The following is a 24,639-nucleotide window of genomic DNA, read 5'->3' on the forward strand; positions in this document are numbered from 1 at the left end:
CGAACACCATGCTGCGAGAGCTCACAAGACGGGCTGATCTGCGATGTTTTGGTATTCGTCCACGAGCCGGAAGAAGGCGTCAAGCGGAGGTTCGCCAGGCAGGTTTTCCATGATCGCAGCGTCCCACCCGGTCGCCATCGACCATCCACGAGTCCTGCTGAGCCAAGAGGCAAACCCTCCACTTCCACGGTGGAACTCGAACACCTCATCGACATCGTGGACCTGAAGAGCGAGGTGGTAGCCGAACATCATCACCGCCAGTTCCTGCAACGAGCCGTTTCGCACCCATGCGTTCGGCCGCTGCCGAACGGCATCCAGCAGGTCATAGACGTCCCGCCACTCATCAACAGCGCGCACCTTCATCCCTCCGCCTGGCACCACCACCGCATCCCCCTCTCCAACCGACACCACGAGCAAGCTAACCCGCCTCCTTGACGAACTGCATAGGGGCACCCCCCTCTAGTCGCGTCTCCGTGTGGCGGCGCAGGAGCCAGAACTGATGAAGCTGCCGAACGCCTGACGGGCAGAAGCCTCAAGGACTTGAGGCAATCAGCCCCACGGGGTTGGTCCCGTCGGCACGCAACCAGAAGTCCTCTCCGGCCTGATCGGCTTCGGCGGCGCCCTTGTGGGTGGTGCCGCGTCCTTCGGCGACGTGTGGCTCACGCCGTCCCACCAGCGGAAGCAAGCCCGGGAGTCTCATCTCCGGGAGATCGGCCAGGCCGCAGCGGACGAGGCGCTGAACGAGCTGATCGCGCTCGCAGAGTTCCTGGGATCGGTCAGGGGTGAAGTCGCCACGATGCGCACGGACGAGAGCGCCGCGTACCTGGACACCGTGTTCGGCCGCATGGAGAGGGTTCAGAGGGTCGTGGCCCGCATCCCGGACCGGGAACTCCGTGACCGAGTGAAGTCCCTCCTCCTTGTCATGAGACAGTTCAGGGCCGCCGGGGTCCGGCACTTCTTCGCGGTGCCCCCCGTCACCACACGCGTGTATCGCGGGTCAGCAGAGGCTCAGGCCCTTGTTCAACACCTCGGAGATGTCGATCTTCACACCGCTGCCCAAGCTTTTGTCGTCCGCCCAGATCGGCGTGATCGCCGGATAGCCGGCGTCCTTGGCCGTGCCGTTCACCGCATAGCGCGGACCTCCAGGCGGCTCGAACGTGACTGCCCCGCCCTCGCACTTCAAGATGCCTGCACTGACCGTGAACGGCCACTCCTTGAACCGCGAGGCCGTCACCGGCAGGGCTCCGCTCGGGCCCTTCGCCTCAGAACTGCTGCGCTGCGAGGGTGAAGAACCCAGCGCGGTCCGGTCACCCGTCACCACGTGCACGTGAGGGGGGGAGCCGACCGTGGCCCGAACCTTATCCGCAGAGGACGAGCAGCGGCGCCGTCAGTTCCATGCCGACGGTGTCAGCCGCAACGAGATCGCCCGTCAGACGGGTTGTTCCGTCGGCACCACCACGAACCACGCTGCGGGATCAGCGTCAGCGGGCCAAGGAGGCCAAGGACCTACCGCGGCGGCCATGCAGGCCCTGAACAGGGCTCTGAAGCTCTCCCAGTTCGATGCCGGGGACAAGGTCCGGGAGAACGCCCGCGAGCTCCTGGTGACCCTACCGCTACGCCAGGGCCACCGCCAACCTCACGCTGACCCGGGCGGATACGTCCCGCCGGATCGTGCAGTGGCTGGACGACGTGCCCCCGTACGGCCGTGTGCGATCTCAGTTCGTCATCGTGGATCCCAGCGGCCAGCTTCAAGCCGCAGCTCCACCAGGACGGCATGCGCCTGGAGTCCCATCTCCTGGCGAACCGACAGCTGATGATCCACCGCTCCTGCCACGAGCTGCTCAAGGAGATGAACTCCAACACCTGGGGCCCAAAGGCCGCCCTCGACGGACACGACGCGCCCCTGAAGCAGCCGCGCGAGCCGCCTGACACCCGACAGCACAACAGGGGTGATCCGATGCCTCTGCCCGCTGGTGGGGAGATGGCCTGGCTGCCTTCCGAGCTGGCCCCGGTGGCCAAGAAGCTCACGGAGTGGAGCTCCTGGTACAGCGGCGACGGCGACGACCTGGTGTCGGACTACAGCTTGGCCGGCCATCGTCTCGGAGTCCCCGATGCGGTACCGCGGTACGGACTCCTCCAGCAGCAGCGAGAAGCGGTTCCCCGCCCTGAACAGAACACGGGAGCGCTTCATCCGGGCGTCAACGGCCTCGGCGGGATCCTTCCTGATCGTTCGACGGCGACGGATCGGCGTGGCCGACAGGGCCCGTGTGCTGCCGGAGATGGCCAGACCCGGTGACGACCTCCTCACCAACGGCCGGGGCCTCGTCCTGATCGACGCCCTGGCGGAGCGCTGGGGAACGGATCTGCACCGCCGGGGCAAGCAGGTGTGGGCCGAGCTGGTCTGCGAGCCGACCTCATGACCGAGGAGTACGAGAAGGCTCACCGGCGACCACGAATTCCCGTACGAGGACAAGACCGTGGCCTACTCCGCGGAGCACGGCGTGACCCTGCTGTGGCACCCTCCGGAATTCGCCTTGGACGACGTGCTCACCGAGCCCGGTCATCCTTGTGGCACTCCGGCGTCGGTGCCGCTGAGGGCATAGAAGGCCCCCGACCGTCCATACGGTCGGGGGTCTTTGCTTGGTCCTGCCGTCAGTCCTGCCGTGCGAGGGGTTTCATGTCTGAGACTCGACTCTTTGCGAAGGCTCGTTCGCGCAGGTCGGACGGCCGTGGTGGAAGTGATTGCAAGGTAGGCGTTGGAACCATCTACCGATCGGCTGGATTCCGCCGCTTCAAGCGTCATCACCCCGCCGATCGGCTCGTACACGCGTTTGACCGCACGGGTTCGGGTCACACGGATCGGGCGGCCTTCGCCCGCTGCCGGGCGCGGTGTCGGCGGGATCGTTCGGGACCGAGGGACAAGGGGTTGGTCGTGATGACCGTGGCGACGCAGGGTGGTGGCGGAGGCGGCTCCAGTGGCCTCTACGACGTGCTGGAACTCATTCTCGACCGCGGGCTGGTGATCGACGCGTTCGTGCGGGTCTCCCTCGTCGGTATCGAGATCCTCAAGGTCGACATCCGTGTCGTGGTCGCCAGCGTCGACACGTATCTGCGCTTCGCCGAGGCGTGCAACCGTCTGGATCTGGAATCGGGGCCGCGGAAGCCGGCCGGGCTCACCGAACTCCCCGGACAGCTCAAGGGATCCGGTGGGCGCGGCATGGCCAAGGGGGTCCTGTCCGGGGCCGCGGAGGCGATGTCGGACGCCTTCCACCAGGCGCGGGACGAGGGCCGGGGGCGGCGGGGCGAGAGGTCCCGGCGCTGATGACACGTGCGGCTGGCTGCCGTACCGCGGATCAGATGTGGAAGAGCGAACCCACGAACTCCGTCAGCATCCGCTCCTTCAGCCGGGGCGGCAGCGCGTCCAGCAGGGCCAGTACCGGCGCTGTCCGGGAGGGCAGGCCCTGTGCGCCGTCCAGCCCGGCGAAGGCCAGGAATCCCGCCACGTCCTCCGGAGTGAGGGTGTCGGCATCGAGTGCGGCGGCCAGTTCGGCGAGCGCGGGGTCCACGGTCAACGGCTCGCACGCGCGCGCCGCCGTCAGTGACTCGGCCAGGTCCGCCAGCAGTGGTTCGACCCGGTCACTGGTCGCCGGTGTCAGTGTCAGGTGCAGGTTCGGTGGGAGGCCCGCGCAGGACAGCTGCGGTTGGAGGTACCAGCCGCGCTCCCGCATCTCGTCCGCCAGGTGCAGCACCAGCCCCAGATCGGGCGCGCCCGCGGGGCCGTGCACGGTGAACGCGATCAGGCTGCCCGCCGGATCGCCGAGCACCCGGACGCCGTCCAACGCCCGCAGGCCGGGCAGCAGTTGGTCGGCGGCCAGCGCCACGCGGCGGGCCAGGGCGGTGTATCCGTCGTGGCCGAGGTGGTTGAGCACCGCCCATGCCTGCGCCAGCAGCCCGCCGGACCTGGTGCCCTGCACGGTGGGGTTGACCACCGGATAGCCGGGCCAGTCCGCGTACGCGAAGTACTGGTGGCGGCGCAGTCCGGCGTCCCGGTACAGGACGACCGAGGCACCCTTGTGGGCGTAGCCGTACTTGTGCAGGTCCACCGAGATCGAGGTGACGCCCGGGACCGAGAGACCGAACGGCTCGATGGGGAGGCCCGCGCGGGCGAGGAACGGCAGGAACCAGCCGCCGATGCACGCGTCGACGTGGCACAGCACGCCCCGTGCCGCGGCGGCCGCCGCGATCTCGGCCACGGGGTCGAGCACCCCGTGCGCGTACGACGGGGCCGACGCGACCACCAGGGCGGTCCGTTCGGTGACCGCGTTCGCGACGGCCGGCGCGTCGGCGCGGAACGTGAGCGGGTCGACCGGGACCACCACCGGCTCCAGCCCGAGGTAGTGGGCCGCCTTGTGGAAGGCCGCGTGGGCCGTCGACGGCAGCACCAGCTGCGGCCGGGTCACCCCGCGCACGGCACGGGCGTGGTCCCGGGCGGCCTTGACGGCGAGCAGGATCGACTCGGTGCCGCCACTGGTGAAGCTGCCCTGCGCGCCGGGCACTCCCAGGATCGCGGAGACCGCGCCCACCACGTCGTTCTCCAGCCGGGCCACGCTCGGGAAGACCGTCGGGTCCAGGCCGTTGACCGTGGCGAACACGCCGTACGCCGCTTCGGTCAGCTCGTCCACGCCGGGCAGCCCCGCGTCGTAGACGTACGCGAACGTCCGGCCGCCCCGGGTCGGCGCGTCCGCCGTGCGCAAGTCCCGCAGCTCGGCCAGCAGTTGCTCGGCGGGGCGCCCCGGGGGCAGCGCGGAGGCGGGGCGTACGGCGGAGACGGTCGGCTCGGCTGCGGACTCACAAGGCACGGTCGGCTCCTGTCTGTCTCGGGCACGAGGACCGCTTCCCTGCGCGAAAGGGCGGGAGAAGCGCGGCGCAGCGTCAGAGGTATCGCCAATTCCCGCTCCGCACAAGGCGGTCGACACGGTGACGTCTGGCGGAGCCGGGGCGCGCTCACTTTCCGCCGAGGTCCTCCAGCACCTCCCGGGCCGCCCGTGCGCCGGAGGCGAGGGCGCCCTGGACGGAACCCGTCCCCCGGTGGTCCCCGCAGACGTAACGCCCCTGCCCGGCACGGCACGTCCGGGTCAGCGGCCAGGGCGGCGGCATGGCGGGCAGCGCGTCCTCGATGGTGCGCGCGACCAGCAGGTCCCAGCCGGTGGTGTCGGTGCCGTACATCTCGGACAGGGCCGCGGCCACGGCCGACCGTACGGGCTCGGAGTCGTGGCCCGGCACCGAGGTGGCGACGAGGGCGCTGCCGCGCGGCGCGTACTCGGGCGCGACATCGCTGAGGACACAGGTGTTCAGCACACGGCGACGGGTGTCGACCAGCAGGACGGGCTGCCGGAGGGGGGAGCGCGGGGCCACGTGGTAGTACGTGGTGACCGTGCGCTGGGCGGGCACGTCCAGGCCGGGCAGCATCCGTGCGGCGGCACCGGCGCCGGTCGCCAGCACCACGGCGCGCGCCGGCAGTTCCGTACCGTCCGCCGTGAGCACGCCCCGGTCGGCGAGCCCCGAGACGGGGGTGCCGAGCCGTACGGTGCCCTCGGGCAGGGCCGCGGCCAGGGCGCGGGGGACGGACTGTACGCCGAAGGCCGGCAGGCACAGGGCGCCGCGCAGCATGCTGCGCCACACGAGGTGGAAGACCCGGCTGGACGTCTCCAGCGCCTCCTCCAGGAAGACCCCGGAGAGGAACGGCCGGAAGAAGTCCTCCACGAACGGTTCGGAGAAGCCCGCGTCGGCCAGTGCGGTGCGGGTGGTGTACTCGGGTGCGCGCTTGATGGTCCGGGCCGGGGCGAGCGCGTCGCGGGCGCCGAGCGCGGCCAGCGCCACCAGGTCGCGCGGCCGGGCGAACCGCCCGGCGAGCAGCGGGACGTGTGCTCTTCCGATCTGGCGAGCAGCGGGGCCACCGCGTCGGGGCGGCGGCGCGGGTCGGCCAGCAGCACGCGCCGGTCACCGGTGTGCACCAGGACGCCCGGCAGGAAGGGGCGCGGGTCGACGAACCGCGCGGGCAGGCGGCGGCGCAGCTGCGGGTAGGCGGGGTTGACGACCTGGAAGCCCCGGTCCACCGTGAAGCCGTCGACGCGGTCCGTCCGCATCCGGCCGCCCACCGCGTCGTCCGCTTCCAGCACGGTGACACCGAGCCCGGCGGCGGCCAGGTCGCGGGCGCACGCCAGCCCGGCGACCCCGGCGCCCACCACCACGACGTCGGCGCCCATGGATCCGTCCACCACGGCCATCACCTCTCCTCGCTCCTCAAGGGCCCCTCGCAAAGTGGCGCGGTCGCACGGCACCGGGCCCGCTCCCCCGCCGCCACCGGACCCGGACGGCCCCGCGAGCGCGCGCCTGAACGCCGACGGCCAGGCATCCGATGTCTGCCCGGGCGCCGTACGTCCTTCTCGGGTACTTCCCCGTTCGGCCGCCGCCGGGGATGCGCCCGCACCCGAACGGGTGACTAGCGGCGGCCCGGCGCGTCCGCCGACCGGCCGCCCGGGCGAAAACGTCCGAGAGTTGCGGACGCGGGCCCCGAGCGGAAGAGAGCGCCCGCCCCCAGCCCGGCCCGCACCCGCACCCGCACGCCCCCTCGCCGCAGGAAAGGCATCCCGCCCATGACCACCCCGCACTGGATCTTCGGCGACCAGCTCGGCCCGCACTTCCTCACGCCGGACGGGGCGGACGGGCCCGGCCACCGGGCTCCCGTGGTGATGATCGAGGCCAGGTCGGTGTTCCGGCGGCGCCGCTTCCACCGGGCCAAGGCACACCTGGTGCTCTCCGCGATGCGGCACCGCGCGGCGGAACTGGGCGAGCGGGTGACCTACGTACGGGCCGAGACCTATCGCGAGGGCCTGCGCCGGGCGGTGGGGGACGCGCCGGTCACGGTGTGCCACCCCACCTCGTACGCGGCGCTCCGGCTGGTGCGCTCCCTCGACGGGGTCCGATTGCTGCCCGCCCGCGGCTTCCTGGTGGCGCGCGAGGAGTTCGCCGCCTGGGCCGAGGAGCGCGGTGAACGGCGGCTGCTCCAGGAGGACTTCTACCGCTGGGTGCGTCAGGAGCACGACCTGCTGATGGAGGGCGATCACCCGGCGGGCGGCCGGTTCAACCACGATCACGCCAACCGCGAGCCCCCGCCGGGCGGCGCCCGGGAACTCGACGTACCGGGTCCGTACCGTCCGCGCGAGGACGACATCGACGCGGAGGTACGCGACGAACTCGACCGGTGGGAGCGCGAGGACGGTGTGCGCTTCGTCGGCCGGGACGGGCCCCGCCGCTTCCCCGCCACGCGACGGGAGGCGCTGTCGGCCCTGCGGCGTTTCGTGGCACACCGGTTGGCGTCCTTCGGGCCGTACGAGGACGCGATGCTCACCGGCGACCCGGTGATGAGCCACAGCCTGCTGTCGTCCTCGCTGAACCTGGGGCTGCTGCACCCGGCGGAGTGCGTGGCGGAGGCCGAGCGGGCCTGGCGGGCGGGGGCCGTACCGGTGAACAGCGCGGAGGGCTTCGTACGGCAGGTCGCGGGCTGGCGGGAGTACGTCTGGCAGCTGTACTGGCACTGCGGGGAGGACTACCGGCACGGGAACGCGCTCGGTCATACGGCGGAACTGCCGGACTACTTCGCCGAGTTGGACGCGGACGCGGTCACCGCGCGCTGTCTGGCCACCGTACTCGCCCAGGTGCGCGACACCGGGTGGACGCATCACATTCCCCGGCTGATGGTGCTGGGCGGTCACGCGCTCCAGCGCGGCTGGGGCCCGGGCGCGGTGACGGACTGGTTCCACCGCTGTTTCGTCGACGGCTACGACTGGGTGATGGTGCCGAACGTGGTGGGCATGTCCCAGTACGCGGACGGCGGCAGGATGACCACCAAGCCGTACACCTCGGGCGGCGCCTACATCCACCGCATGAGCGACCTGTGCGACGGCTGCGCCTACCGGCCCACCGAGCGCACCGGTCCGCGCGCCTGCCCCTACACCGCCGGGTACTGGGCCTTCCTGCACCGGCACCGGCGGTTGCTCTCCGGCAACGCCCGGATGGGGCGCGCGGTGCGGGGCCTGGACCGGCTCGGCGACCTCGACGAGTTGCTGCGGCAGGAGCGGCGGCGGGCGGGCGAGACGCCGTGACGTGGCCGTCGTACGAGCGGTCAGGCGAGGCGGGTCAGCGGCGGGCATTCCCAGGTCGCGTCGATCACCGCCGGACTCGGCCGGTACATACGCAGGGCCACGAACCAGGTGCCGTCCGCCGCGGTGGGCAGCCAGTTGGCCTCCTTGTCCTCATCGGGCCGCTCGCTCTGGAGGTGCAGGGTCAGTCCGCCGTCCGCGTCCCGGCGCAGGCCGGCGCTGCGGTCGCCCACCGAGTAGCGGTCGGCCGGGTTCGCGATGAGGTTCATGTCCTCCCCGTAGGCGGTCAGTGACCAGAAGGCGTCCACCGGGGGCAACGCGTCGGCGGGGAACCGCAGTTCGTACCGGCCGCCGGAATCGAGCTGATCGCCGTTCGCGTCCTCGAAGTTGAGCAAGTAGACCGCTTCGGCGGGGTCGTTGGCGGCGACGCCGATCAGCGACTGATCGGCGGCACGTTTGAGGAAGTCGTCGCCGAAGCGCCCCATCTCCGGCGGCGGATAGCGCCAGCCGTGGACGAGTTCGGCCCAATCGCCGCTGAGGAGCTGCTGCTTGAGCAGGGGCACGCCGAGCGCGGCGGCCCGGACCAGGCTTCGTCTGACGGCCTCGGGCTGGGCCTCCACGTCGAGGCCGGGGCCGATGCCGATCTGGGCGAACTGCTTCAGGAGGACCCGGTGACGGGACGGCGGAGGGTTCTCGGCCAGCATCAGATTGAGGGTCTTCCAGGGCCCCAGCGGATCCTCCGCCGCCGGGACGGGCACCAGGACGTCACGGCTCTCGGGGACCTTCGGGTCCTTCGCGCCGAACAGGCTGAGCGGGGTGAGCCGGTACTGCTCCTGGAGTTCCCGGACGCGGGGCACGTCGTCCGGGCCGTCGACCAGGGTGCGGCCGAGGACGAGCACCCACGGGCTGGGGGCCTTCTTCAAGCGGCGTACGCCGGCGGGGAGTTTGCCCTTCCAGCCGGGACCGACGAGGGCGAAGCTCCCCGCGTCGGATCCGGTGGTGCGCTGCCCGACGTAGTCGAAGTTGTCGGAGGTGATCCCCACCAGTTCGAAGGTGAAGTACCGGTCGCCCATGTCCGGGTGGGACAGGATCACCGGCTCGTCGCCCAGGTGCACCCAGGCCGTCGAGTACAGGGTGTCGTTGTTGGGGCATCCGCCGTCGCGGTAGGTCGCGTCCAGCAGGCGCTCGGCATGCCAGAAGTGGTTGACGGGCGCGTACGGGATCGTGGCCGGGTTCCGTGGCCGTGTCACCCAGTCGTGCCTCAGCTGGGCGTTGTAGATGTACGGGAACCCGTAGACGAACGCCTGTTGGCCGAGGGTGTAGGCGTACTCACCGCGCCAGTCGCCCATGCGGCCGGTCAGGATCGGTTTCATCGCGTGGCCGAGCGCGGGCACGATCTCCGGCAGGTGGCGGGCGCGGTCGATCGTGGCCTTCGGGTGGAGGGCCGCGTGCCCGGCGGCCCGTGCCACCGTGACGGCCGCGCCGGCCACGTCCTCGGGGATGCGCCGCCAGGCGGGGCTCCGGCTCTGGCTCTGTGATGGTTCGGACATGTCGACACCACTTCGCTCAACCGCATGAAGTACCCGGTCACGAGCGCCTTGTCGCTCCTCGCCGACCATTGTGCGCCGCGTCGCCGGGCGCCGCAGCCGGGCGGGAACGGGGCAGGGCGGCGGCCCGGGTTCACCAGGGCGGGTGTTCGTCGCCCCGGGCTTCGAGATGCGGTCAGCCGCGCCTGCTGGATACGCTCGCTGGGCAGCCGGGGAATGGCCCAGGGCCGTGGCGCGGCAGCAGCCACCCACCCCGTGCGCGGAATCGAGGATTCGCGCGGAGACAAGGATTTCCGCGATCCCGTCCTCGGCAGTGTTCACGCCTCCACGGGAGGAAGGTTGCCATGAGGTTCACCGGCATGCGTACAGCGAAGGCCGCCGCGGCGACTCTGGTCGCCGTACCGCTCGCGCTCGGAGGTATGGCGCAGCAGGCGCAGGCACGGGCCGCGTCGCCCGGCCCGTCGGGGACATTCGGTCCCGGATGTCCGGCGGTCTCCCAGAAGATCGACACGGTCAAGGACAAGGTCACCGAGGCCGCCGCCGCGTATCCGCAGCTCAGCCAGCTGGTCTCGGCCGCGGTCAGGGCGCGGCTGAACGGCACACTCGACAGCAAGTCCCACATCACCGTCTTCGCCCCCAGTGACCAGGCGTTCCAGAAGGTGTCCGCGTCGCAGCTCACCTCGCTGCTCAAGAACCAGGGGCAGCTGAAGAAGGTGCTGACCTACCACGTCGTGGACAAGCAGATCACGCCGGACGAACTCTCCCACGGCTCCTTCACGACCGTGGAGGGCGGCAAGCTGACCACGTCGGGCTCGGGCAGCGACTTCAAGGTCAACGGGAAGGCGAGCGTCGTCTGCGGCAACATCAAGGCCGCGAACGCCACCATCTACGTCATCGACGCGGTTCTCCAGCCCCCGGCGTCCTGACTCACGGCCGGCGGTTTCTGCGCGGGGCGACCCGGGCTGACTCGGGAACGGGGGTTCCCTCGCGCAGTTTCCCGCCCGCGGCCAGGGCCTTCTCGTGCCAGTCGCCGTATCGGTCGGCGAGGGCGACGGCGGTGACACCGTGCAGCAGCACGCTCAGGCCGACGGTGACCGCCACGACTCTCGCCATCAACTCGACTCCCTGGACGTGCTCTTCCTCCAGGAGCAGCAGCCCGAGCACGACGGATGCCAGACCACGGGGTCCGAACCATCCGATGTAGGCGACCGTGGGACGGCGCAGCCCACTCCCGGCGAGCGCGAGCGCCACGGGCAACATACGGACCACGGTGAGGCTGAGCACGGCGTAGCCGACGATGCGCCAGCTCAGGTGCTCCAGCGTCGGGCCGAGCAGTACGGCGCCGAAGACCAGCAGGCTGAGTGAGGCGAGGAGTTCGCCGAGGTGCTCGGTGAAACCGGCGACGGGGTCGGGGGCGTCCGGCGAAGGGCCGTGGCTCTCCTGGGAGCCGGGGCTCTCCTGGGGTTCGGTGCCCGGGAGCCTGCGTTCGGCGGTCGGGAACCGGCGCAGTGCCGAACCGAAGGCGAAGCCGCCGATCCAGGCGCCGATGAAGCCACTGCCGTTCACCACGAGCGCCAGCGCGTACGCGGCGGTGGCGACGGCCGGGACGAACAGCTGCGCCCACTCCCCCGAGACCCACCCCCGTGTCCGCGCCGCTCGCAACAGCCGACCGCCGACGGCGCCGACCAGGAATCCCAGCACCGAACTGAGCACCAGCGCACGCCAGAAGACACCCGAGGCTCCCTCCCGCGCGGCGGACGTGCCGGGGATGACGGCGAGGAAGAGCACGAAGAACGGCAGCACCATGCCGTCGTTCAGGCCGCTCTCCACATTGAGGCCGTGCCGGACGAGCGCCGGGACCCGTGGACTGGACATGGCGGTCTTGCCAAGGGCCGCGTCCGTGGGGGCGAGGACCGCGCCGACCAGGGCGAGTTCCCACAGGGTCAGCCCGGGCAGCAGGGGCCACGCGAGCAGCCACCCCGCCCCGATGCTCAGCGGCAGACCGACACACAGGAGCCGGGCCGGCAGAAAGCCGTCGGTCCGCAGATCCCGTCTGCGGACCGTCATGGCGTCGGTGAACAGCACCAGGGTGAGCGCCGCTTCGAGCAGTGCGATGACCGGCTCGGAGTGGTGCCTCAGGTCGACGAGGTCGAGCGCCACGGGACCGAGCAGGATCCCGCAGCCGACGAACACCATCGCCGATGACACGGGGGACGACGCCAGCCGCCGTGAGCAGAGCGCGTACGCGGCCGTGATGCCCGCCACCGCCGCACCGGCCCACGCTTCGCCGCTCATCGCCCTTCGCCGCTCATCGCCGTGGCCTTCCGTCGGCACACTTCGCCCGGCCGCGCTGAAGCAGGTTCCCGCTGGTCCGGGCCCTGCCGGTCCGCGCGGATCCATCCTCCTCCGGTTGTCCGGCCGTCGCAGCCGGAGGGCGGCGCGGCACGGGCCGCGCCTGGCCCGGCGGGGCCGTCCGGCCGTCCGGCCATCCGGCCATCCGGCCTTCCGCGAGGGTCCTCCGTCAGTCCTCGACGGTGCCGGCGGCCGTGCCGCCGCGCAGCCCCACCGAGGCGAGGACGGCGCCCACGACGCACAGCACGGCCGTGACCAGTACGGCGGTGTGCACACCGTTCATGAAGGCGTTGCCGCTGCCCTCCACGACGGCGGCCCGCAGCCGGGCGGGCATGTCGCCGGTGACCGGCGCGATGCCCATCGCCACGGCGTCCCTCGCGCCCTCGAAACCGTGCGCCGCGGCCGTCGGCACCCCGGCATCGCTCAGCTCACCGAAGAGCGTGGCGCCCACGCGGCCGCTGATCAGCGAGACCAGTACGGACGTGCCGAGGGCCCCGCCGATCTGCAACGCGGTGGACTGGAGGCCGCTCGCCACCCCGCCGTCGCGGACGGGCACATTGCCGACGATCGCGTCGGAGGAGGCCGACATGACCATGCCGACGCCGAGGCCGATCAGGATGAACGGCGGCCACATGGCCGGGTACGAGGCGTGCGTGTCCCAGGTCAGCATCCACAGGGACGCCACCGCCTCCAGCAGCATGCCCGCCGGCATGGAGAGGCGCGCGCCGAACCGCTCGGTCAGCGCCGCACCGAGCGGCGCCGCGACCACGGAGGCCAGGCTCAGCGGCAGGGTGCGCACGCCGACCTCCACCGGGCTCAGGCCCCGGACGTTCTGGAGATACAGCATCAGGAAGAAGATGACACCGAGCAGGACGAAGAAGTTGATCGCGGTGACGAGGGCACCGATGGTCAGCGCCGGGCTGCGGAACAGCCGCATGGGCAGCAGCGGGTGCCGCACTCGGGTCTCGTACCAGCCGAAGAGCACCAGCAGGGCCAGTCCGGCGGCCAGGGAGCCCAGGGTTCCCGCCGAGGTCCAGCCCCAGGTCTCGCCCTTGACCACGCCGAAGACCAGGGCGACCAGGCCGAGCGCCAGCAGGAACACGCCCGGGATGTCGAAGCGGTGGCGTCCGGTGGAGTCCTTGCTCTGCGGCAGCACGAGCGCGCTGAAGACGAGGGTCGCGAGGCCGATGGGCGCGTTGATGTAGAAGACGGACTCCCAGCTGACGTGCTCGACCAGCAGGCCGCCGACGATCGGTCCGAGCGCGGTGGAGCAGGAGGCCACCATGGCCCACAGGCCCACCGCCATGCCGAACTGCCGCGGCGGGAAGACGGCGCGCAGCAGGCCGAGGGTGTTGGGGATCAGCAGCGCGGCGCAGAGTCCCTGGAGCGCGCGGAAGGTGATCACGCCCTCGACGGAGCCGATCAGCCCGATCAGGACCGAGGCCACGACGAACCCTCCGACACCGCTCATGTAGTACGTGCGCCGCCCGAACCGGTCGCCCAGTTTGCCGCCCAGGATCAGGGCGGCGGCCATCGCGATGAGGTAGGCGTTGGTGACCCACTGGAGGTCGGCGGTGGTCGCGTGCAGGGAACGGCCTATCTCGGGGTTCGCGATCGAGACCACGGATCCGTCGAGGTTGACCATGAAGAGACCGATCGCCACGGCGATCAGCGTCAGCCATGGGTTGGAGCGCGGGCCCCGTTCGGTGCGCGGGCGCGTGGGTGCGGGCAGGGTCGAGTGGTCCACGGGGGTGGAGGGCATGGGGGCGGAGGGCATGGGGGTGCCTTTGTCTGTGGTGGTGGGACGGCGGTGGTGGGACGGCGGTGGGCTGACCCGGCGCGGTCGATGTGCGGGACGCGCACGGACCGGGACCGGGCCCGCGCACCGAACGTCGGTGCCGGTGCCGGTGCCGGAAGGTCAGTCGGCGGAGTGGAAACGCCGGGTCAAGGCCACCAGCGCGCCACAGGCCGAGCCGAGGGCGTCCTGTTCCCCGTCGGTGAGGGTCTCCAGCAGACGCGTCATGTGGGCTTCCTTCAGCGCCCGTGCCTCGGCCAGCCGCTCCATGGCCACGGACGTGGGGTGCAGATGAGCGACCCGTTTGTCGACGGCGTCCCGCCTGCGCTCCAGCAGGCCCAGCTCGGTGAGCTGGGCGACGAGGGCGCTGACGTTGTTCGGCTTCATCAGCAGGGCGTCCGCCGCGTCACGGACCGTGATGCCCGCGTGCTCCTCCACGAGCCGCAGCAGGGCCAGTTGCCCCTCCGGCAGCGGCGGATGCGGGAAATCCAGGGCCATCCGCCGCTCCAGCGCCCTGTTCAGGGTGGGCAGCATCGCCACGAGGACCGAGGCCACGTGGTCGTTCTGGCTGCCGGTGGCGCCGGAGTCGCTGGAGTCGCTGGAGTCGAGCACCCGCCGACCATACATATGACCATATACCTATGTCAACATAGGTAATTCTGGGCATCCCCGTTCCGCGCGAGCGGCCGGGCCGCGTACGTGATCCGGATGACGCCGTCGGCGTGCCGTTCGGTGTGCGCGTGGACGCCGAAGACATCGGCGAGGAGGTCCGGGGCGAGCACCTCGAGGACCGGTCCCGCCGCGGCCACGGTTCCGTCGCGCAGGACGACGAGGTGATCGCAGAGGCGGGCGGCGAGATCGAGGTCGTGCAGGACGGCGAGCGTGGTGACACCGGTGGCACGGATCAGGTCCAGCAATTCGAACCGGGCGCGGATGTCCAGGTGGTTGGTGAGTTCGTCCAGGACGAGGAGCTTGGGATTCTGGGCCAACGCCCGGGCCAGCAGGACGCGTTGCCGCTCGCCGCCGGAGAGGGAGGCGTGGTCCCGGTCCGCGAAGGGCCGTACGCCGCAGCGGTCGATGGCGTCGGAGACGGCCGCACGGTCGTCGGCGCCGTCGCGGCCGAGCAGCCCGTGATGGGGGGCGCGGCCGAGGGCCACGATCTCGGTGACCGTCAGGCCGGTGGTGTCGCCGCCGGTGTCCTGGAGGACGGCCGCGGTACGGCGGGCCGCCGTGCGGGGAGGCAGCTCCCATACGTCGTCGCCGCCGACCCGGACGACGCCGGCCGCCGGGCGCAGTGAGCGGTAGACGGCGCGCAGCAGGGTGGACTTGCCGCTGCCGTTGGGTCCGACGAGGCCGACGATGTCGCCCTGGCCGACCCGGAGGCTGACATCGCGCAGGATCGGGTTGCGGTCGAGGGTGACGTGGAGCCGGTCAACGATGAGTTCCATGCTTCAGTCCAGGCCCTTGTGCCGACGCAGCAGCCACAGGAAGAAGGGGGCGCCGAGGAGTGCGGTGAGGATGCCCAGGGGCAGTTCCTCGGGGCGGTCCAGGGTGCGGGAGAGCAGGTCGACGAGGACCAGGTAGAGGGCTCCCAGCAGCGCCGTCAGGGGGAGCAGCCGGCGGTGGTCGGCGCCGGTGGTCAGCCGTACCAGGTGCGGGATCATCAGTCCGACGAAGCCGATGCTGCCGGATACCGCGATGACCGTGCCGGTCAGCAGCGCGCTGAGGACCAGCAGGACGGCGCGCAGCCGGTTGACGTCGACGCCGAGCGCGGTCGCCGACTCGTCGCCTGCCAGCAGCACATTGAGACGTCGGCCGAACAGGGACACCAGCGTGGTCGTGGCGAACACGACGGCCGCCACCGTGGGGAGTTGGTCCCACTGCGCGCCCGCGACGCTGCCCAGCATCCAGAACATCACCGTCCGCAATTCGGTCGGGGTCGCCTGGAGTTGTACGAAGCTGGTCGCCGAGAGGAAGACATAGCCGATGGCGACTCCGGCCAGGACAAGCCGCGTCGGTGCCATCCGGCCGTGGCGTCGGCCCAGCGCGAAGACCAGGGCTCCGGCGGCCACCGCGCCGAGGAAGGCCGCCGCCGACACCCCGAGCCCGGCGAGCGCGGCACCGCCGCCGAGGGTGATGACGAGGACCGCGCCGAGCGTGGCGCCGTAGGAGAAGCCCAGCACGATCGGGTCGGCCAGCGGATTGGCCACCACGGTCTGGAGCACCGCGCCGGACACGGCCAGACCCGCGCCGACCAGGGCGGCCAGGACCACCCGCGGGGTGCGGAAGTTCCAGACGATCTGGTCGAGGGCGGGGTCGGCGGGCCCCGTCCCCGCGCCGGTGACATGGTGGAGGACGATCCCCCACACAGCGCCGACGGGCACGTCGACCGCGCCGACGCTGATCGCCACGATCATGGTGGCGACGAGCGCGACGGGCAGCAGTATGAAGGCGAGCGGGGCCCTGAGCCGGGTCAGAAGGCGTTCGGGTGCAGCATCCCGGCGATCTTCCGGACGGCCACGTCGTTGCTGGGGCCGAGGTACATCGAGTCGGACAGCGTCACGTACGTGTCGTTCTTCGCGGCCGGCCACTGGGGGAACTCCTTGAGCAGTTTCCTGGCGTAGGCCGCCGGGTTCGGGTCGTTGTAGCCGATGACGACGAGCGCGTCGACGTCGGTGGCGGCCACCTTCTCCTTGCTCAGGTCGGCGAAGGAGGTCCTGGAGGCGTTCTCGAAGGCGTTGGAGCCGCCCGCCCTGGCCAGGATGTCGTTGTAGATGCCCTTGGCGACGACCGAGCTGAAGTCGTTGCCGCCCATGGACATGTTGGAGAAGAGCACCATGACCTTCGGCTTCTTCTCCCCCTTCACCTTGGCGGTGACGGCCGCGATGTTCTTCTCGGAGGCGGCGATCAGCTTCTCGGCCCTGTCGCGCACTCCGAAGATGTCGCCCATGTCGCGCAGCAGCCGGTAGCTGTCGGCGATGGTCATCCCGGAGGTGTCCTGGTCACAACCTCGCGGGGAGACATAGGTGTTGGCGCCGACGTCTTTCAACTGGCCCCGGGTGGCGAAGCCGTTCTTCTGGTCGAAGCCGTACGACGTCGTGGACAGCACCAGATCCGGGCGCAGTCCGAGCATGGCCTCCCGGGGGATGTCGTAGGCGTCGTTGAGTTTCACATTGCCCGTGGGCAGCTTCTTGATGGCCGCGGCCCGGCCCGGCACCTCGGACATGCCGTAGCCCTGCTCGTTGGCGACGATCCTGTCGCCGAGGCCGAGGGCGAGCAGGGTGGATACCTCGGCGACGGAGGCGCCGTTCATCACGACGACCCGGCTGGGGGCCTTCTCGAAGGTCTCCCGCACACCGCAGTTGTCGACGGTCACCGGGTATCCGGTCGCCGAGGCCGCGGCCGTCGTGTCGGTCGCCTTGTCAGCGGACGCCGATCCGCACCCCGCCGTCAGCAGACAGAGTGCTGCGGCCAGGGCGGCGGCAGCGGCCGGCCGGTTCATCGACATGCGGGCTCCTCGCGTGCGGCGTGGGCCCGTGGGGTGCGGGCTCCGATGCAGTAGTCGGGGCGAAGCGGGCTCGGGTTCCCGCGAGTTGCCGCTCCTCCTTCGGGGAAGGAGGAGCGGGCCGCCCCGCACTGCGCGAAGGTCAGGTGGCGATGGTGGCGACGGGTTCGAGGCCGTACGTCCGCGCGTAGCCGTTCTCGGTGCCGACGAGGAGGTCGACGACCTCGAAGTAGCGGTCCCAGAAAGGGGTTTCGCGCAGGGCGTCGATGAGGAGCTGGTAGGCGTGGTGGTCCTCGGCCTCCCACACCCAGACGTCGGTGACGCGCGCGGAGTAGAGCTCGGTGTCGTAGAAGCGTGACCGGACGCCGGTGGTCCTGGCCTCGATGGTCGGGAGGACCTGGGTGGTGAAGGCGTCCACGCGTTCCTGGACGGTCAGGGCGAGCCATTCGGGCGTGGTCTTGACGAGCATGAACGCCGTGACGGGCGGTTCGGTGCCGCCGGTCGTGTCAACGGGATCGTCGGTCGTGTCGACGGGCATGGAAATACCTCCACAGGGGGTCGGTGCCGGGTCTCAGGAGAGGACGGCGGGCTTGAGGGTCCGGGCGCACCACTGCTCGAAGCCGGTGGGGGAAGCGGTGTCCGGGGTGCGGGTGACACCGGCGTCGAGGCCCTGATCCTTGGCCCGCTTCATGTCGACGACGCCCTGTGCGAACGCCTCGTGGAGGCCGTAGCCGACGAGGGTGGTGTACAGCTCCTCCAGCGGCTGGTGTTCGTAGCGGACGGGGCGGCCGAGCTGTTCGGTCATGATGCGGGCCAGGTCGTTGGGCGACAGGTCCTGGGGGCCGAGGACCGGGACGCTGCCGGTGCCGGTCCAGGAGCGGTCGAGGAGCAGGCCCTCGGCGGCCGCCGCGATGTCGGCGACGGCGACGAGGGGGGCCTTGCGGTCGGCGTCGACGGAGTCGGTGAAGACGCCCTGCTCGCGGATCGAGTCGCATTCCTCCAGGAGGTTCTCGAAGAAGGACGGGTTGGCCAGGGCCCGGTAGGCGACGCCGGTGCCGGCGATCAGGTCGTCCATGGCGAGCGAGGCGGTGACAAGTCCTGCCCGGTCGGCGAGCGGGGTGCCGCGGCCGAGCGCGGAGACACCGACGACATGGCCGACGCCATGGGCGGTGAGCGCCTCGGCGGCGGGGCGGGTGAAACCGGTGTAGGCGTCGTCCGGGGTCAGCGAGGCGTCCGGGGGGACGAGCCAGAAGACGGCGTCCGCGCCCGCGAAGGCCCGGTCGAAGACATCGGCCTCGGCGTGCGAGCCGGTGACCACCTCGACGCGTCCGCGCGCCGCGTCCGGAAGCCGGGCGGGATCACGCGCGATCACGCGCAGTTCCTCGCCCGCGGCGGGGGCGGACTCAAGGAGCAGGGAGAGCAGATGACGGCCGATGTTCCCGGTGGGAGCCGTAATGACGATCATGAAAAACCTCGTGGGTCGTGCTGATCGGGTAGGTCCCTCATCCTGCTGAGCGGCTCGGTGCTGCCACAATGGGAACTTCGGCACGGAATCATTGACTGAAATGGAATAATGCTGGTGAGCAGCCCGGATCCGGTCATCGACGCCAATCTCGCCATCGCGCTGGACGCCCTGCTGGCCGAGCACAGCGTGACGCGCGCCGCCGCGCGTCTGCACACCTCGCCCGCCGCCATGAGCCGCACCCTGGCCCGGCTGCGCCGCGTCCTCCAGGACCCCCTCCTGGTCCGGGCCGGGCAGACCATGGTTCCGACCCCGCGCGCCCAGGCCCTGCGCGAGGAGGCGGCCGCGGTGGTGCGCGGTCTCGGAGCGCTGCTCAGTCCCGGCGCGAGCGTCGACCTCGCCGGTCTCCACCGCACCTTCACCCTGCAGGCCGCCGACCTGGTCGGCGCGGCGCTGGCCCCGGGGCTGCTGCGGCTGTCCCAGCGGGAGGCGCCGGGCGTCTCGTTCCGGGTCCGGGCCGAGGAGCTGGAGGCGGGGCCCGCCCTGCGCGACGGCCGGATCGACCTGGAGATCGGAGCCATCGACCATGTGGACCCCGAGACCCGGGTCGAGGAGCTGGTCAGCCTCCGTATGGTGGCCGCCGTCCGGTCGGGCCATCCGCTCACCGAGGGGCCGCTGACCCCGGACCGGTTCGCGGCCGCCCCGCATGTCGCGGTCAGCCGCCGGGGCCGGTTCACCGGGCCGCTGGATGCCGCGCTGGCCGAGCAGGGCCTCGACCGGCGGGTCAGCGTCGTCCTTCCGGGTCACCTGGCCGCGATGGCCCTCACCGCCCGCAGCGACCTCGTCTGCCTCGTGCCCGCCGCGCTCCCCGGCGCCGCCCCCTCGCCCCTCACCCACGACGCCCACGCCCTCGGACTGCGCCTCCTCGACATCCCCCTGACGCTGCCGCCGCTGACCATCGGCATGGCCTGGCACCCCCGGCACACGGCCGACGGAGCCCATCGCTGGCTGCGCGACGCCGTCCGCCGGACGCTCCGGGCACCGGCGACGGCTTCGGGCCCGACCGCGGCGGACGCGACCGAGCCCGAGCAGTACGGCACGACAAGGCACAACTAGCCGGCGGACGCCGGGGTGTTGGGCGCGGACCCGCGGGCGGGGGCGGGGGCGGGCAGGGTGCCGGTCGTCACGCAGTGGTCCAGGTAGCGGAAGAACAGGTCGCGGTCGACGGGCGGGCAGGTGATGCCGCTGCCGGACAGGCCCGCGCGGACCCGGTCGGCGCGGACGGCCCCGAGGCGCAGATCGGTGGCACCGTCCTGTCCGGCTGAGCCCCCTTCGACGGAGTCGAAGAAGGCGAGGGTCGCGAGCGCCGCTTCGGTCGAACGGGGAAGCCGCTCCCGCCAGTTCGCGAGCGGCAGGACCCGTACCGGATAGCCGTACTCGCGCACCCAGTCGTACACCTCGGCGAGCCGGACCCGGGGCAGGGTGGCGTGGTGGAAGACCGCGGCCCCCTCGTCCTCCCGGCGCAGGCACAGATGGACGAGGGAACGCGCGACGAAGTCCACCGGGGTCCAGACCTCGTCCTCGAAGAGCTCGGGCACGATGCCCGCGGGGATGCCGGCCCGCAGCACGCTCCACAGGAAGTCGCGCTCGTTGACGTATCCCGTGCGGGCGGGCCCGAGCACCCGGCCCAACCGGTGGACGGTGACCGGCAGTCCACGCTCCGCCGCCTGTTCCAGGAGGTGTTCGGAGGCCCACTTGGACCGCTGGTAGCCCTGCCGCAGGCCCTCGTGGAACGGCAGGAACTCCTCCGGCACCTCGGGGGTGTGCCGCGCCGGAGGGGCGACGGAGAGGGTGGAGACGTAGTGCAGGGGTGTCGTGCCGACGGCCGCGAGGCGCAGCAGGCGGCGGGTGGATTCGGTGTTGGCGGCGCGCAGGGTGGCGTAGTCACGCAGGATGCTGACGGCCGCCGCGTTGTGGAAGATCGCGTCGCAGCTCGCCGCGAGGTCGGCCAGGGTCTCCGGGGGCAGGCCGAGGTCGGTACGGGCCAGATCGGCGGGCAGGGCCGTCAGGCGGGCCGATGCCCGTTCACCGGGGGTGAGGCCGTGCCGGGTCAGGGCCGCGTGGACGCGGGCGGTGGCCTCGGGTACGTCGGCCGCCCGTACCGTGCAGACGATCTCGGCGTCCGTGTCGGCCAGCAGTCGCGCCAGCAGGTGGGAGCCGACGAAGCCGGTGGCGCCGGTGAGCAGGATGCGCCGGGGGGCTTCTCGTGGGGTGCGCCTCGTGCCCGGCCGGATGTCCGGGTCGAGTTCGGCGCCGGGCAGGAGGGCCCTGGGCGGCGGGGGTACGGCCGGAGCCGAGGCCGGGGCGGGGCGCGGCCGTTCGGGGGCGGAGTCCACGCCCTCTTCCGCTTTCGTCTTCGCCCCTCTCCCCGCCCCCGCCCCCGCCTCCGCTTCCGCTTCGGTGAGGAACCGGGCCAGGCCCGCGGCGGTGGGGTGCTGGAAGAGCCAGGCGACCTTCACCTCCCGGCCGAGTTCGATGCCGAGCCGGTTGGCGGCCTGGATGGCCTGGAGGGACTGGGCGCCCCGGTCGAACACGTCGTCGTGCGCGGCGACGGCGTCGGTGCCGAGGATCCGCCGCCAGACGCCGGTGACGGCCCGTTCCAGGGGGCTGCCTTCGGCGGGTGCCCGGTGGGCGGGCGGTCCGGCGAGGGCGGCCCGGTCGATCTTGCCCGAGCCGGTGCGGGGCAGCCGGTCGACGACCTCGACGGCGGAGGGGACCAGCGCCGCGGGCAGCCTCGCCCGAAGGTGGTCCCTGATCTCGGCGGCGGACGGCGCCGGGGGCTCGGCCACCACATGGGCGACCAGCCGCCGGGTGCCGTCCGGCAGTACCTGCCCGGCGACGGCCGCCTCCCGGATATCGCCATGGGTGAGCAGGGCGTTCTCCACCTCAGCGGGCTGCACCCGATGCCCGCTGATCTTGAACTCGGCGTCGGCGCGGCCGAGATGGCGCAGCTGCCCGTCCTCGCCGACGCGCACCAGGTCCCCGGTGCGGTAGGCGCGCGGGGCGCCCGCGAGGGCCGTGAGCGGGGCGAAGCGCGCGCCGTCCGGCAGGTCTTGCCGGTAGCCGTCGGCGAGGGTCGGGCCCAGCAGATACAGCTCGCCGTCGACGACGGCCGCCCTGGTGCCGGGCAGGGGCAGGCCGATGGGCACGTCACCGGCGGCGAGCCCGGGGGCGCCGAGATCGGCGACGGTGGCGACCACGGTGGCCTCGGTGGGGCCGTAGGTGTTCAGCAGCGTGACCGAGGGGCCCACCGACTCGCGCCAGCGCTCGACCCGTTCGGGCAGGGCCGGCTCGCCGCCGATGACGACGGTCCGCACGCTCTCGGGCAGGACGGCGGCGCCGGTGGAGACCGCGTGGGCGAGTTCGTGCCAGTAGGCGGTCGGCAGGTCCAGCACGCTCACCCGCAGCCGGGCGCAGGCGTCGAGGAAGCCCGGCACCGAATCCGTCATGTCGTCGGTCCGCACCACCAGGGTGGCACCGGCGCACAGGGTCAGGAAGATCTCCTCCACGCTGGCGTCGAAGTGCAGGGGCGCGAACTGGAGGACGCGGTCCTTGCGGCGCAGCCCGTAGCGGGGTGTGGCCGCGGCGACGAAGTGCGCGAGCGCGGCATGGCCGACCGCCACGCCCTTGGGACGGCCGGTGGAGCCCGAGGTGTGCAGGACGTAGGCGAGGTCCGTGAGCGCGGGCGCCGAGGGGGTGCCGGTGGTGCCGGGTTCACGGGCCGGGCCCTTCAGCGGGAGTACGGGGCGGTCAGAGAACCCGGGCGCGCGGTCGGCCGTGGTGAGAACGAGCGACGGGTCGGCGTCGGCCAGCAGCCGGGCCGTACGGTCGGCGGGTGCTGCCGGGTCGAGGGGACAGTAGGCGGCGCCCGACAGCAGCACGCCGAGCAGCGCGGTCACCGCGTCCGCCCCCCGGGGCAGGGCTACGGCCACCAGGTCGCCCCTGCCGACGCCGCGACCGGCGATCTCCCGGGCGATGTCGCGTGCGGCGCCGAAGAGTCGGGCGTAGGTCAGGGTCGCTCCGGCGTGCTCGACGGCGACGGCTCCACCCTGTCGGGCGGCGTGCTCGGCGATCAGGCTCGGTACCGGGCGGGCGGGGACCGGTAGGGGGCCGCCGTCGAGGACGGGCACGGTGCGGTGCGCCCGGGTTCCGCCGAGCGGCCGGTTCGGGTCGGCGAGCGCCTCCGCCAGCAGGGCGAGCAGTCCTTTCTGGAGCGCGGCCGCCTCGGACTCGGTGTACAGGTCAGGGTTGGCGTCGACGGCGATGCGCAGCCCGGTGCCGTCCGCGCGGTCGTAGACGTTGACGGCCAGATCGTCGACGGGGCCCGCGGACACGTTGTGGACGGTGCTGGGATGTCCCGCGAACGTCAGGTCGTACGCGAAGGGCATGATGTTCACGCCCGGCCCGGACAGCCTGCGTTGCCCGCCCACCAGCTTCAGGTCGCGGCGCAACTGCTCGTAGCGGTAACGCTGGTGGGGCAGCGCGGCGCGCAGTTCGCGCGAGACCCGGGGGGCGAGGACGCGGAGGCTGTCGTCGGGGGTGACGGGGACCCGTAGGGGCAGGATGTTGCGCACCGTGGCGGGCACCCGCAGCGCCACCGATCCGAGGCGGCCCGTCGTGGGCAGGCTCAGGACGATCTCCGGTGCCCCGGTGAGCCGGTGCAGCTGGGCGACGGTCACGGCGAGGAGTATCTCTGACCAGGTGACCGACAGGTCGCGGGCCGCGGTGCGCAGGCGGCTGGTCGCGGCCGGGTCGAGGTCGGCGATGTGCCGGTGGAAGGTGCGGGCGGGCAGGGCGGAGCGGCCCGCCGGTCCGGGCACCGGCGGGTGGTCGGCGTAGCGGCCGGTCCAGTAGGCGCGGTCCTCGGTGTGGCGGGTGGATCCCCGGTAAGCGCGTTCCTCGGCGCGGACGGATTCCAGGGTGCCGAATCCGCTCTCCGGTACGGGTTCGCCTGCCATGAGGGCGGTGTAGACCTGGGCGACGCGCCGGGCGACGAGGGAGAGGCCGAAGCCGTCGAGGGCGATGTGGTGGACGCGGTGGTACCAGAGGAACTCCTCCGGCGCGGTCCGCAGCAGGGCGTGGCCGAAGACGGGGCCGCGGGTGAGGTCGACGGGGCGGGCCATGTCCCGGTCCATCCAGGCCGAAGCGCGGGCCCGCGGGTCGGGTTCGGCGGTGAGGTCGGCGAGGTGGAGGTGCCAGTCGCCGGCCGGGGTGTCGAGCTGCCAGGGTCGGCCGCTGTCGTCGGTGGCGAAGGTGACGTTCAGCGCCTCGGTCTCGGCGACGACATGGCGCAGGGCCCGCTCGAAGCGGGCGGCGTCCAGCGGCCCGGCGATGCGCAGGTACTCGCCGGTGTTGTACGCAGGGCTGTCCCGATCGAGTTGCTGACCGGCCCAGATGCCCTCCTGGGCGGCCAGCAGCGGACGTCGCTCAGGCGTCGGCACGACCGGCTCCCGGTGTGCGTTCGGTGAGCAGCTCCCACCACTGGGCGAAGGAGGTGCGCTCGGCGAGATCGACGAAGGTCACTTCGGCGCCCGCCGCCTGCCAGCGCTCCAGCAGGGTGACGATGCGCAGCGAGTCCAGTCCCGCGTCCAACGGTCCCACCTCCAGGTCGACTTCGCCGGGCTCCAGGAACAGACACTCCGCGAGGTCCGCGCGGAAGCCGTCCAGGGTGAGTTGTTCAGGCATGGGTTCAGGGGGCTCTCTCTCGGTGGCCCGTCCACCGCTGCGGCAGCGGCTCGCCGGACAGGCGCCGCACC

21 protein-coding genes and 1 pseudogene are annotated in these 24,639 nt (G+C 72.1%); 5 read left to right on the plus strand and 17 right to left on the minus strand.

Going from position 1 to position 24,639, the window contains the following annotated elements:
- Positions 1–21: 21 nt before the first annotated feature.
- The 3 genes from ACLF5H_RS31180 to ACLF5H_RS31190 form a co-directional block, all read right to left on the minus strand.
- The gene (locus ACLF5H_RS31180; RefSeq protein ID WP_421679348.1) at positions 22–417 is read right to left on the minus strand and encodes a hypothetical protein; all 396 of its coding nucleotides are present in this window, start codon (positions 415–417) and stop codon (positions 22–24) included.
- A gap of 580 nt (positions 418–997) precedes the next feature.
- Positions 998–1,327, minus strand: coding sequence for a hypothetical protein (locus ACLF5H_RS31185; RefSeq protein WP_421679349.1), 330 nt, complete (start codon positions 1,325–1,327; stop codon positions 998–1,000).
- 396 nt (positions 1,328–1,723) lie between these two features.
- Positions 1,724–2,191, minus strand: coding sequence for a hypothetical protein (locus ACLF5H_RS31190; protein ID WP_421679350.1), 468 nt, complete (start codon positions 2,189–2,191; stop codon positions 1,724–1,726).
- 88 nt (positions 2,192–2,279) lie between these two features.
- Here ACLF5H_RS31190 and ACLF5H_RS31195 point away from each other — a divergent pair, with 88 nt between their 5' ends.
- Together ACLF5H_RS31195 and gvpJ are read left to right on the plus strand one after the other, a co-directional pair.
- Positions 2,280–2,420: a hypothetical protein gene (locus ACLF5H_RS31195; RefSeq protein ID WP_421679351.1), complete on the plus strand. Its 141-nt coding sequence runs from the start codon at positions 2,280–2,282 to the stop codon at positions 2,418–2,420.
- 515 nt (positions 2,421–2,935) lie between these two features.
- Positions 2,936–3,322, plus strand: coding sequence for a gas vesicle protein GvpJ (gvpJ, locus tag ACLF5H_RS31200; RefSeq protein ID WP_421679352.1), 387 nt, complete (start codon positions 2,936–2,938; stop codon positions 3,320–3,322).
- Between the two features lie 31 nt (positions 3,323–3,353).
- Here the strand turns inward: gvpJ and ACLF5H_RS31205 are convergent, their stop codons facing one another.
- The 3 genes and pseudogenes from ACLF5H_RS31205 to ACLF5H_RS31215 all read right to left on the minus strand — a co-directional run.
- Positions 3,354–4,859: a pyridoxal phosphate-dependent decarboxylase family protein gene (locus ACLF5H_RS31205; RefSeq protein ID WP_421679353.1), complete on the minus strand. Its 1,506-nt coding sequence runs from the start codon at positions 4,857–4,859 to the stop codon at positions 3,354–3,356.
- Positions 4,860–5,004: 145 nt separating this feature from the next.
- Positions 5,005–5,880 carry an FAD-dependent oxidoreductase gene (locus tag ACLF5H_RS31210; RefSeq protein ID WP_421679354.1) on the minus strand — a complete coding sequence of 292 codons (876 nt, stop codon included), beginning with the start codon at positions 5,878–5,880 and terminating at the stop codon, positions 5,005–5,007.
- A gap of 242 nt (positions 5,881–6,122) precedes the next feature.
- A pseudogene (locus tag ACLF5H_RS31215) lies at positions 6,123–6,287 on the minus strand (FAD-dependent oxidoreductase); the annotation flags it as partial.
- Between the two features lie 369 nt (positions 6,288–6,656).
- Here ACLF5H_RS31215 and ACLF5H_RS31220 point away from each other — a divergent pair.
- On the plus strand, positions 6,657–8,165 hold the full coding sequence (locus tag ACLF5H_RS31220; protein WP_421679355.1) for a cryptochrome/photolyase family protein: 1,509 nt from the start codon (positions 6,657–6,659) through the stop codon (positions 8,163–8,165).
- Between the two features lie 20 nt (positions 8,166–8,185).
- Here the strand turns inward: ACLF5H_RS31220 and ACLF5H_RS31225 are convergent, their stop codons facing one another.
- Positions 8,186–9,712 carry a DUF1254 domain-containing protein gene (locus ACLF5H_RS31225; RefSeq protein WP_421679356.1) on the minus strand — a complete coding sequence of 509 codons (1,527 nt, stop codon included), beginning with the start codon at positions 9,710–9,712 and terminating at the stop codon, positions 8,186–8,188.
- 356 nt (positions 9,713–10,068) lie between these two features.
- Here ACLF5H_RS31225 and ACLF5H_RS31230 point away from each other — a divergent pair, with 356 nt between their 5' ends.
- Positions 10,069–10,635, plus strand: a complete 567-nt coding sequence (locus tag ACLF5H_RS31230; RefSeq protein WP_421679357.1) for a fasciclin domain-containing protein — start codon at positions 10,069–10,071, stop codon at positions 10,633–10,635.
- A 1-nt stretch (position 10,636) separates the two neighbouring features.
- Here ACLF5H_RS31230 and ACLF5H_RS31235 read toward each other — a convergent pair whose 3' ends face one another.
- The 8 genes from ACLF5H_RS31235 to ACLF5H_RS31270 all read right to left on the minus strand — a co-directional run bounded on the left by ACLF5H_RS31235 (position 10,637) and on the right by ACLF5H_RS31270 (position 18,826).
- Positions 10,637–12,004, minus strand: coding sequence for a cation:proton antiporter (locus ACLF5H_RS31235; RefSeq protein WP_421679358.1), 1,368 nt, complete (start codon positions 12,002–12,004; stop codon positions 10,637–10,639).
- A 226-nt stretch (positions 12,005–12,230) separates the two neighbouring features.
- Complete coding sequence (locus ACLF5H_RS31240) at positions 12,231–13,823, minus strand: MFS transporter (RefSeq protein WP_421679359.1); 1,593 nt, start codon at positions 13,821–13,823, stop codon at positions 12,231–12,233.
- A gap of 156 nt (positions 13,824–13,979) precedes the next feature.
- Entirely contained in the window at positions 13,980–14,390 is a 411-nt protein-coding gene (locus tag ACLF5H_RS31245) for a MarR family winged helix-turn-helix transcriptional regulator (protein WP_421679418.1), read from the minus strand.
- Positions 14,391–14,500: 110 nt separating this feature from the next.
- Positions 14,501–15,304 carry an ABC transporter ATP-binding protein gene (locus ACLF5H_RS31250; protein ID WP_421679360.1) on the minus strand — a complete coding sequence of 268 codons (804 nt, stop codon included), beginning with the start codon at positions 15,302–15,304 and terminating at the stop codon, positions 14,501–14,503.
- Positions 15,305–15,307: 3 nt separating this feature from the next.
- Positions 15,308–16,273, minus strand: coding sequence for a FecCD family ABC transporter permease (locus ACLF5H_RS31255; RefSeq protein ID WP_421679361.1), 966 nt, complete (start codon positions 16,271–16,273; stop codon positions 15,308–15,310).
- A gap of 56 nt (positions 16,274–16,329) precedes the next feature.
- Positions 16,330–17,364 carry an ABC transporter substrate-binding protein gene (locus tag ACLF5H_RS31260; protein WP_421679362.1) on the minus strand — a complete coding sequence of 345 codons (1,035 nt, stop codon included), beginning with the start codon at positions 17,362–17,364 and terminating at the stop codon, positions 16,330–16,332.
- Between the two features lie 139 nt (positions 17,365–17,503).
- Positions 17,504–17,899, minus strand: coding sequence for a darcynin family protein (locus tag ACLF5H_RS31265; protein ID WP_421679363.1), 396 nt, complete (start codon positions 17,897–17,899; stop codon positions 17,504–17,506).
- A gap of 33 nt (positions 17,900–17,932) precedes the next feature.
- Positions 17,933–18,826: an NAD(P)H-binding protein gene (locus ACLF5H_RS31270; RefSeq protein WP_421679364.1), complete on the minus strand. Its 894-nt coding sequence runs from the start codon at positions 18,824–18,826 to the stop codon at positions 17,933–17,935.
- Between the two features lie 108 nt (positions 18,827–18,934).
- Here ACLF5H_RS31270 and ACLF5H_RS31275 point away from each other — a divergent pair, with 108 nt between their 5' ends.
- On the plus strand, positions 18,935–19,939 hold the full coding sequence (locus tag ACLF5H_RS31275; RefSeq protein ID WP_421679365.1) for a LysR family transcriptional regulator: 1,005 nt from the start codon (positions 18,935–18,937) through the stop codon (positions 19,937–19,939).
- On the opposite strand, the gene ACLF5H_RS31280 is transcribed toward ACLF5H_RS31275, so the two are convergent.
- Together ACLF5H_RS31280 and ACLF5H_RS31285 are read right to left on the minus strand one after the other, a co-directional pair.
- Positions 19,936–24,324 carry an amino acid adenylation domain-containing protein gene (locus ACLF5H_RS31280; RefSeq protein WP_421679366.1) on the minus strand — a complete coding sequence of 1,463 codons (4,389 nt, stop codon included), beginning with the start codon at positions 24,322–24,324 and terminating at the stop codon, positions 19,936–19,938. The two genes, ACLF5H_RS31275 and ACLF5H_RS31280, sit on opposite strands and share 4 nt — an antisense overlap.
- Positions 24,311–24,568 carry a phosphopantetheine attachment domain protein gene (locus ACLF5H_RS31285; protein WP_421679367.1) on the minus strand — a complete coding sequence of 86 codons (258 nt, stop codon included), beginning with the start codon at positions 24,566–24,568 and terminating at the stop codon, positions 24,311–24,313. The genes ACLF5H_RS31280 and ACLF5H_RS31285 overlap by 14 nt, the downstream gene beginning before the upstream one ends.
- Positions 24,569–24,639 lie beyond the last annotated feature (71 nt).

The sequence above is a fragment of the Streptomyces sp. LaBMicrA B280 genome (assembly GCF_049222185.1).
In the GTDB taxonomy this organism is placed as follows: Bacteria; Actinomycetota; Actinomycetes; order Streptomycetales; family Streptomycetaceae; genus Streptomyces; species Streptomyces murinus.

What these genes read in the sequence shown, in the direction of transcription:
- ACLF5H_RS31190 (WP_421679350.1), bottom strand. Translation starts at nt 2,191, where the DNA reads ATGAAGCGCTCCCGTGTTCTGTTCAGGGCGGGGAACCGCTTCTCGCTG.
- ACLF5H_RS31195 (WP_421679351.1), top strand. Translation starts at nt 2,280, where the DNA reads ATGGCCAGACCCGGTGACGACCTCCTCACCAACGGCCGGGGCCTCGTC.
- gvpJ (WP_421679352.1), top strand. Translation starts at nt 2,936, where the DNA reads ATGACCGTGGCGACGCAGGGTGGTGGCGGAGGCGGCTCCAGTGGCCTC.
- ACLF5H_RS31220 (WP_421679355.1), top strand. Translation starts at nt 6,657, where the DNA reads ATGACCACCCCGCACTGGATCTTCGGCGACCAGCTCGGCCCGCACTTC.
- ACLF5H_RS31225 (WP_421679356.1), bottom strand. Translation starts at nt 9,712, where the DNA reads ATGTCCGAACCATCACAGAGCCAGAGCCGGAGCCCCGCCTGGCGGCGC.
- ACLF5H_RS31230 (WP_421679357.1), top strand. Translation starts at nt 10,069, where the DNA reads ATGCGTACAGCGAAGGCCGCCGCGGCGACTCTGGTCGCCGTACCGCTC.
- ACLF5H_RS31235 (WP_421679358.1), bottom strand. Translation starts at nt 12,004, where the DNA reads ATGAGCGGCGAAGCGTGGGCCGGTGCGGCGGTGGCGGGCATCACGGCC.
- ACLF5H_RS31240 (WP_421679359.1), bottom strand. Translation starts at nt 13,823, where the DNA reads ATGCCCTCCACCCCCGTGGACCACTCGACCCTGCCCGCACCCACGCGC.
- ACLF5H_RS31245 (WP_421679418.1), bottom strand. Translation starts at nt 14,390, where the DNA reads ATGCTGCCCACCCTGAACAGGGCGCTGGAGCGGCGGATGGCCCTGGAT.
- ACLF5H_RS31250 (WP_421679360.1), bottom strand. Translation starts at nt 15,304, where the DNA reads ATGGAACTCATCGTTGACCGGCTCCACGTCACCCTCGACCGCAACCCG.
- ACLF5H_RS31255 (WP_421679361.1), bottom strand. Translation starts at nt 16,273, where the DNA reads ATGATCGTGGCGATCAGCGTCGGCGCGGTCGACGTGCCCGTCGGCGCT.
- ACLF5H_RS31260 (WP_421679362.1), bottom strand. Translation starts at nt 17,364, where the DNA reads ATGTCGATGAACCGGCCGGCCGCTGCCGCCGCCCTGGCCGCAGCACTC.
- ACLF5H_RS31265 (WP_421679363.1), bottom strand. Translation starts at nt 17,899, where the DNA reads ATGCCCGTCGACACGACCGACGATCCCGTTGACACGACCGGCGGCACC.
- ACLF5H_RS31270 (WP_421679364.1), bottom strand. Translation starts at nt 18,826, where the DNA reads ATGATCGTCATTACGGCTCCCACCGGGAACATCGGCCGTCATCTGCTC.
- ACLF5H_RS31275 (WP_421679365.1), top strand. Translation starts at nt 18,935, where the DNA reads ATGCTGGTGAGCAGCCCGGATCCGGTCATCGACGCCAATCTCGCCATC.
- ACLF5H_RS31285 (WP_421679367.1), bottom strand. Translation starts at nt 24,568, where the DNA reads ATGCCTGAACAACTCACCCTGGACGGCTTCCGCGCGGACCTCGCGGAG.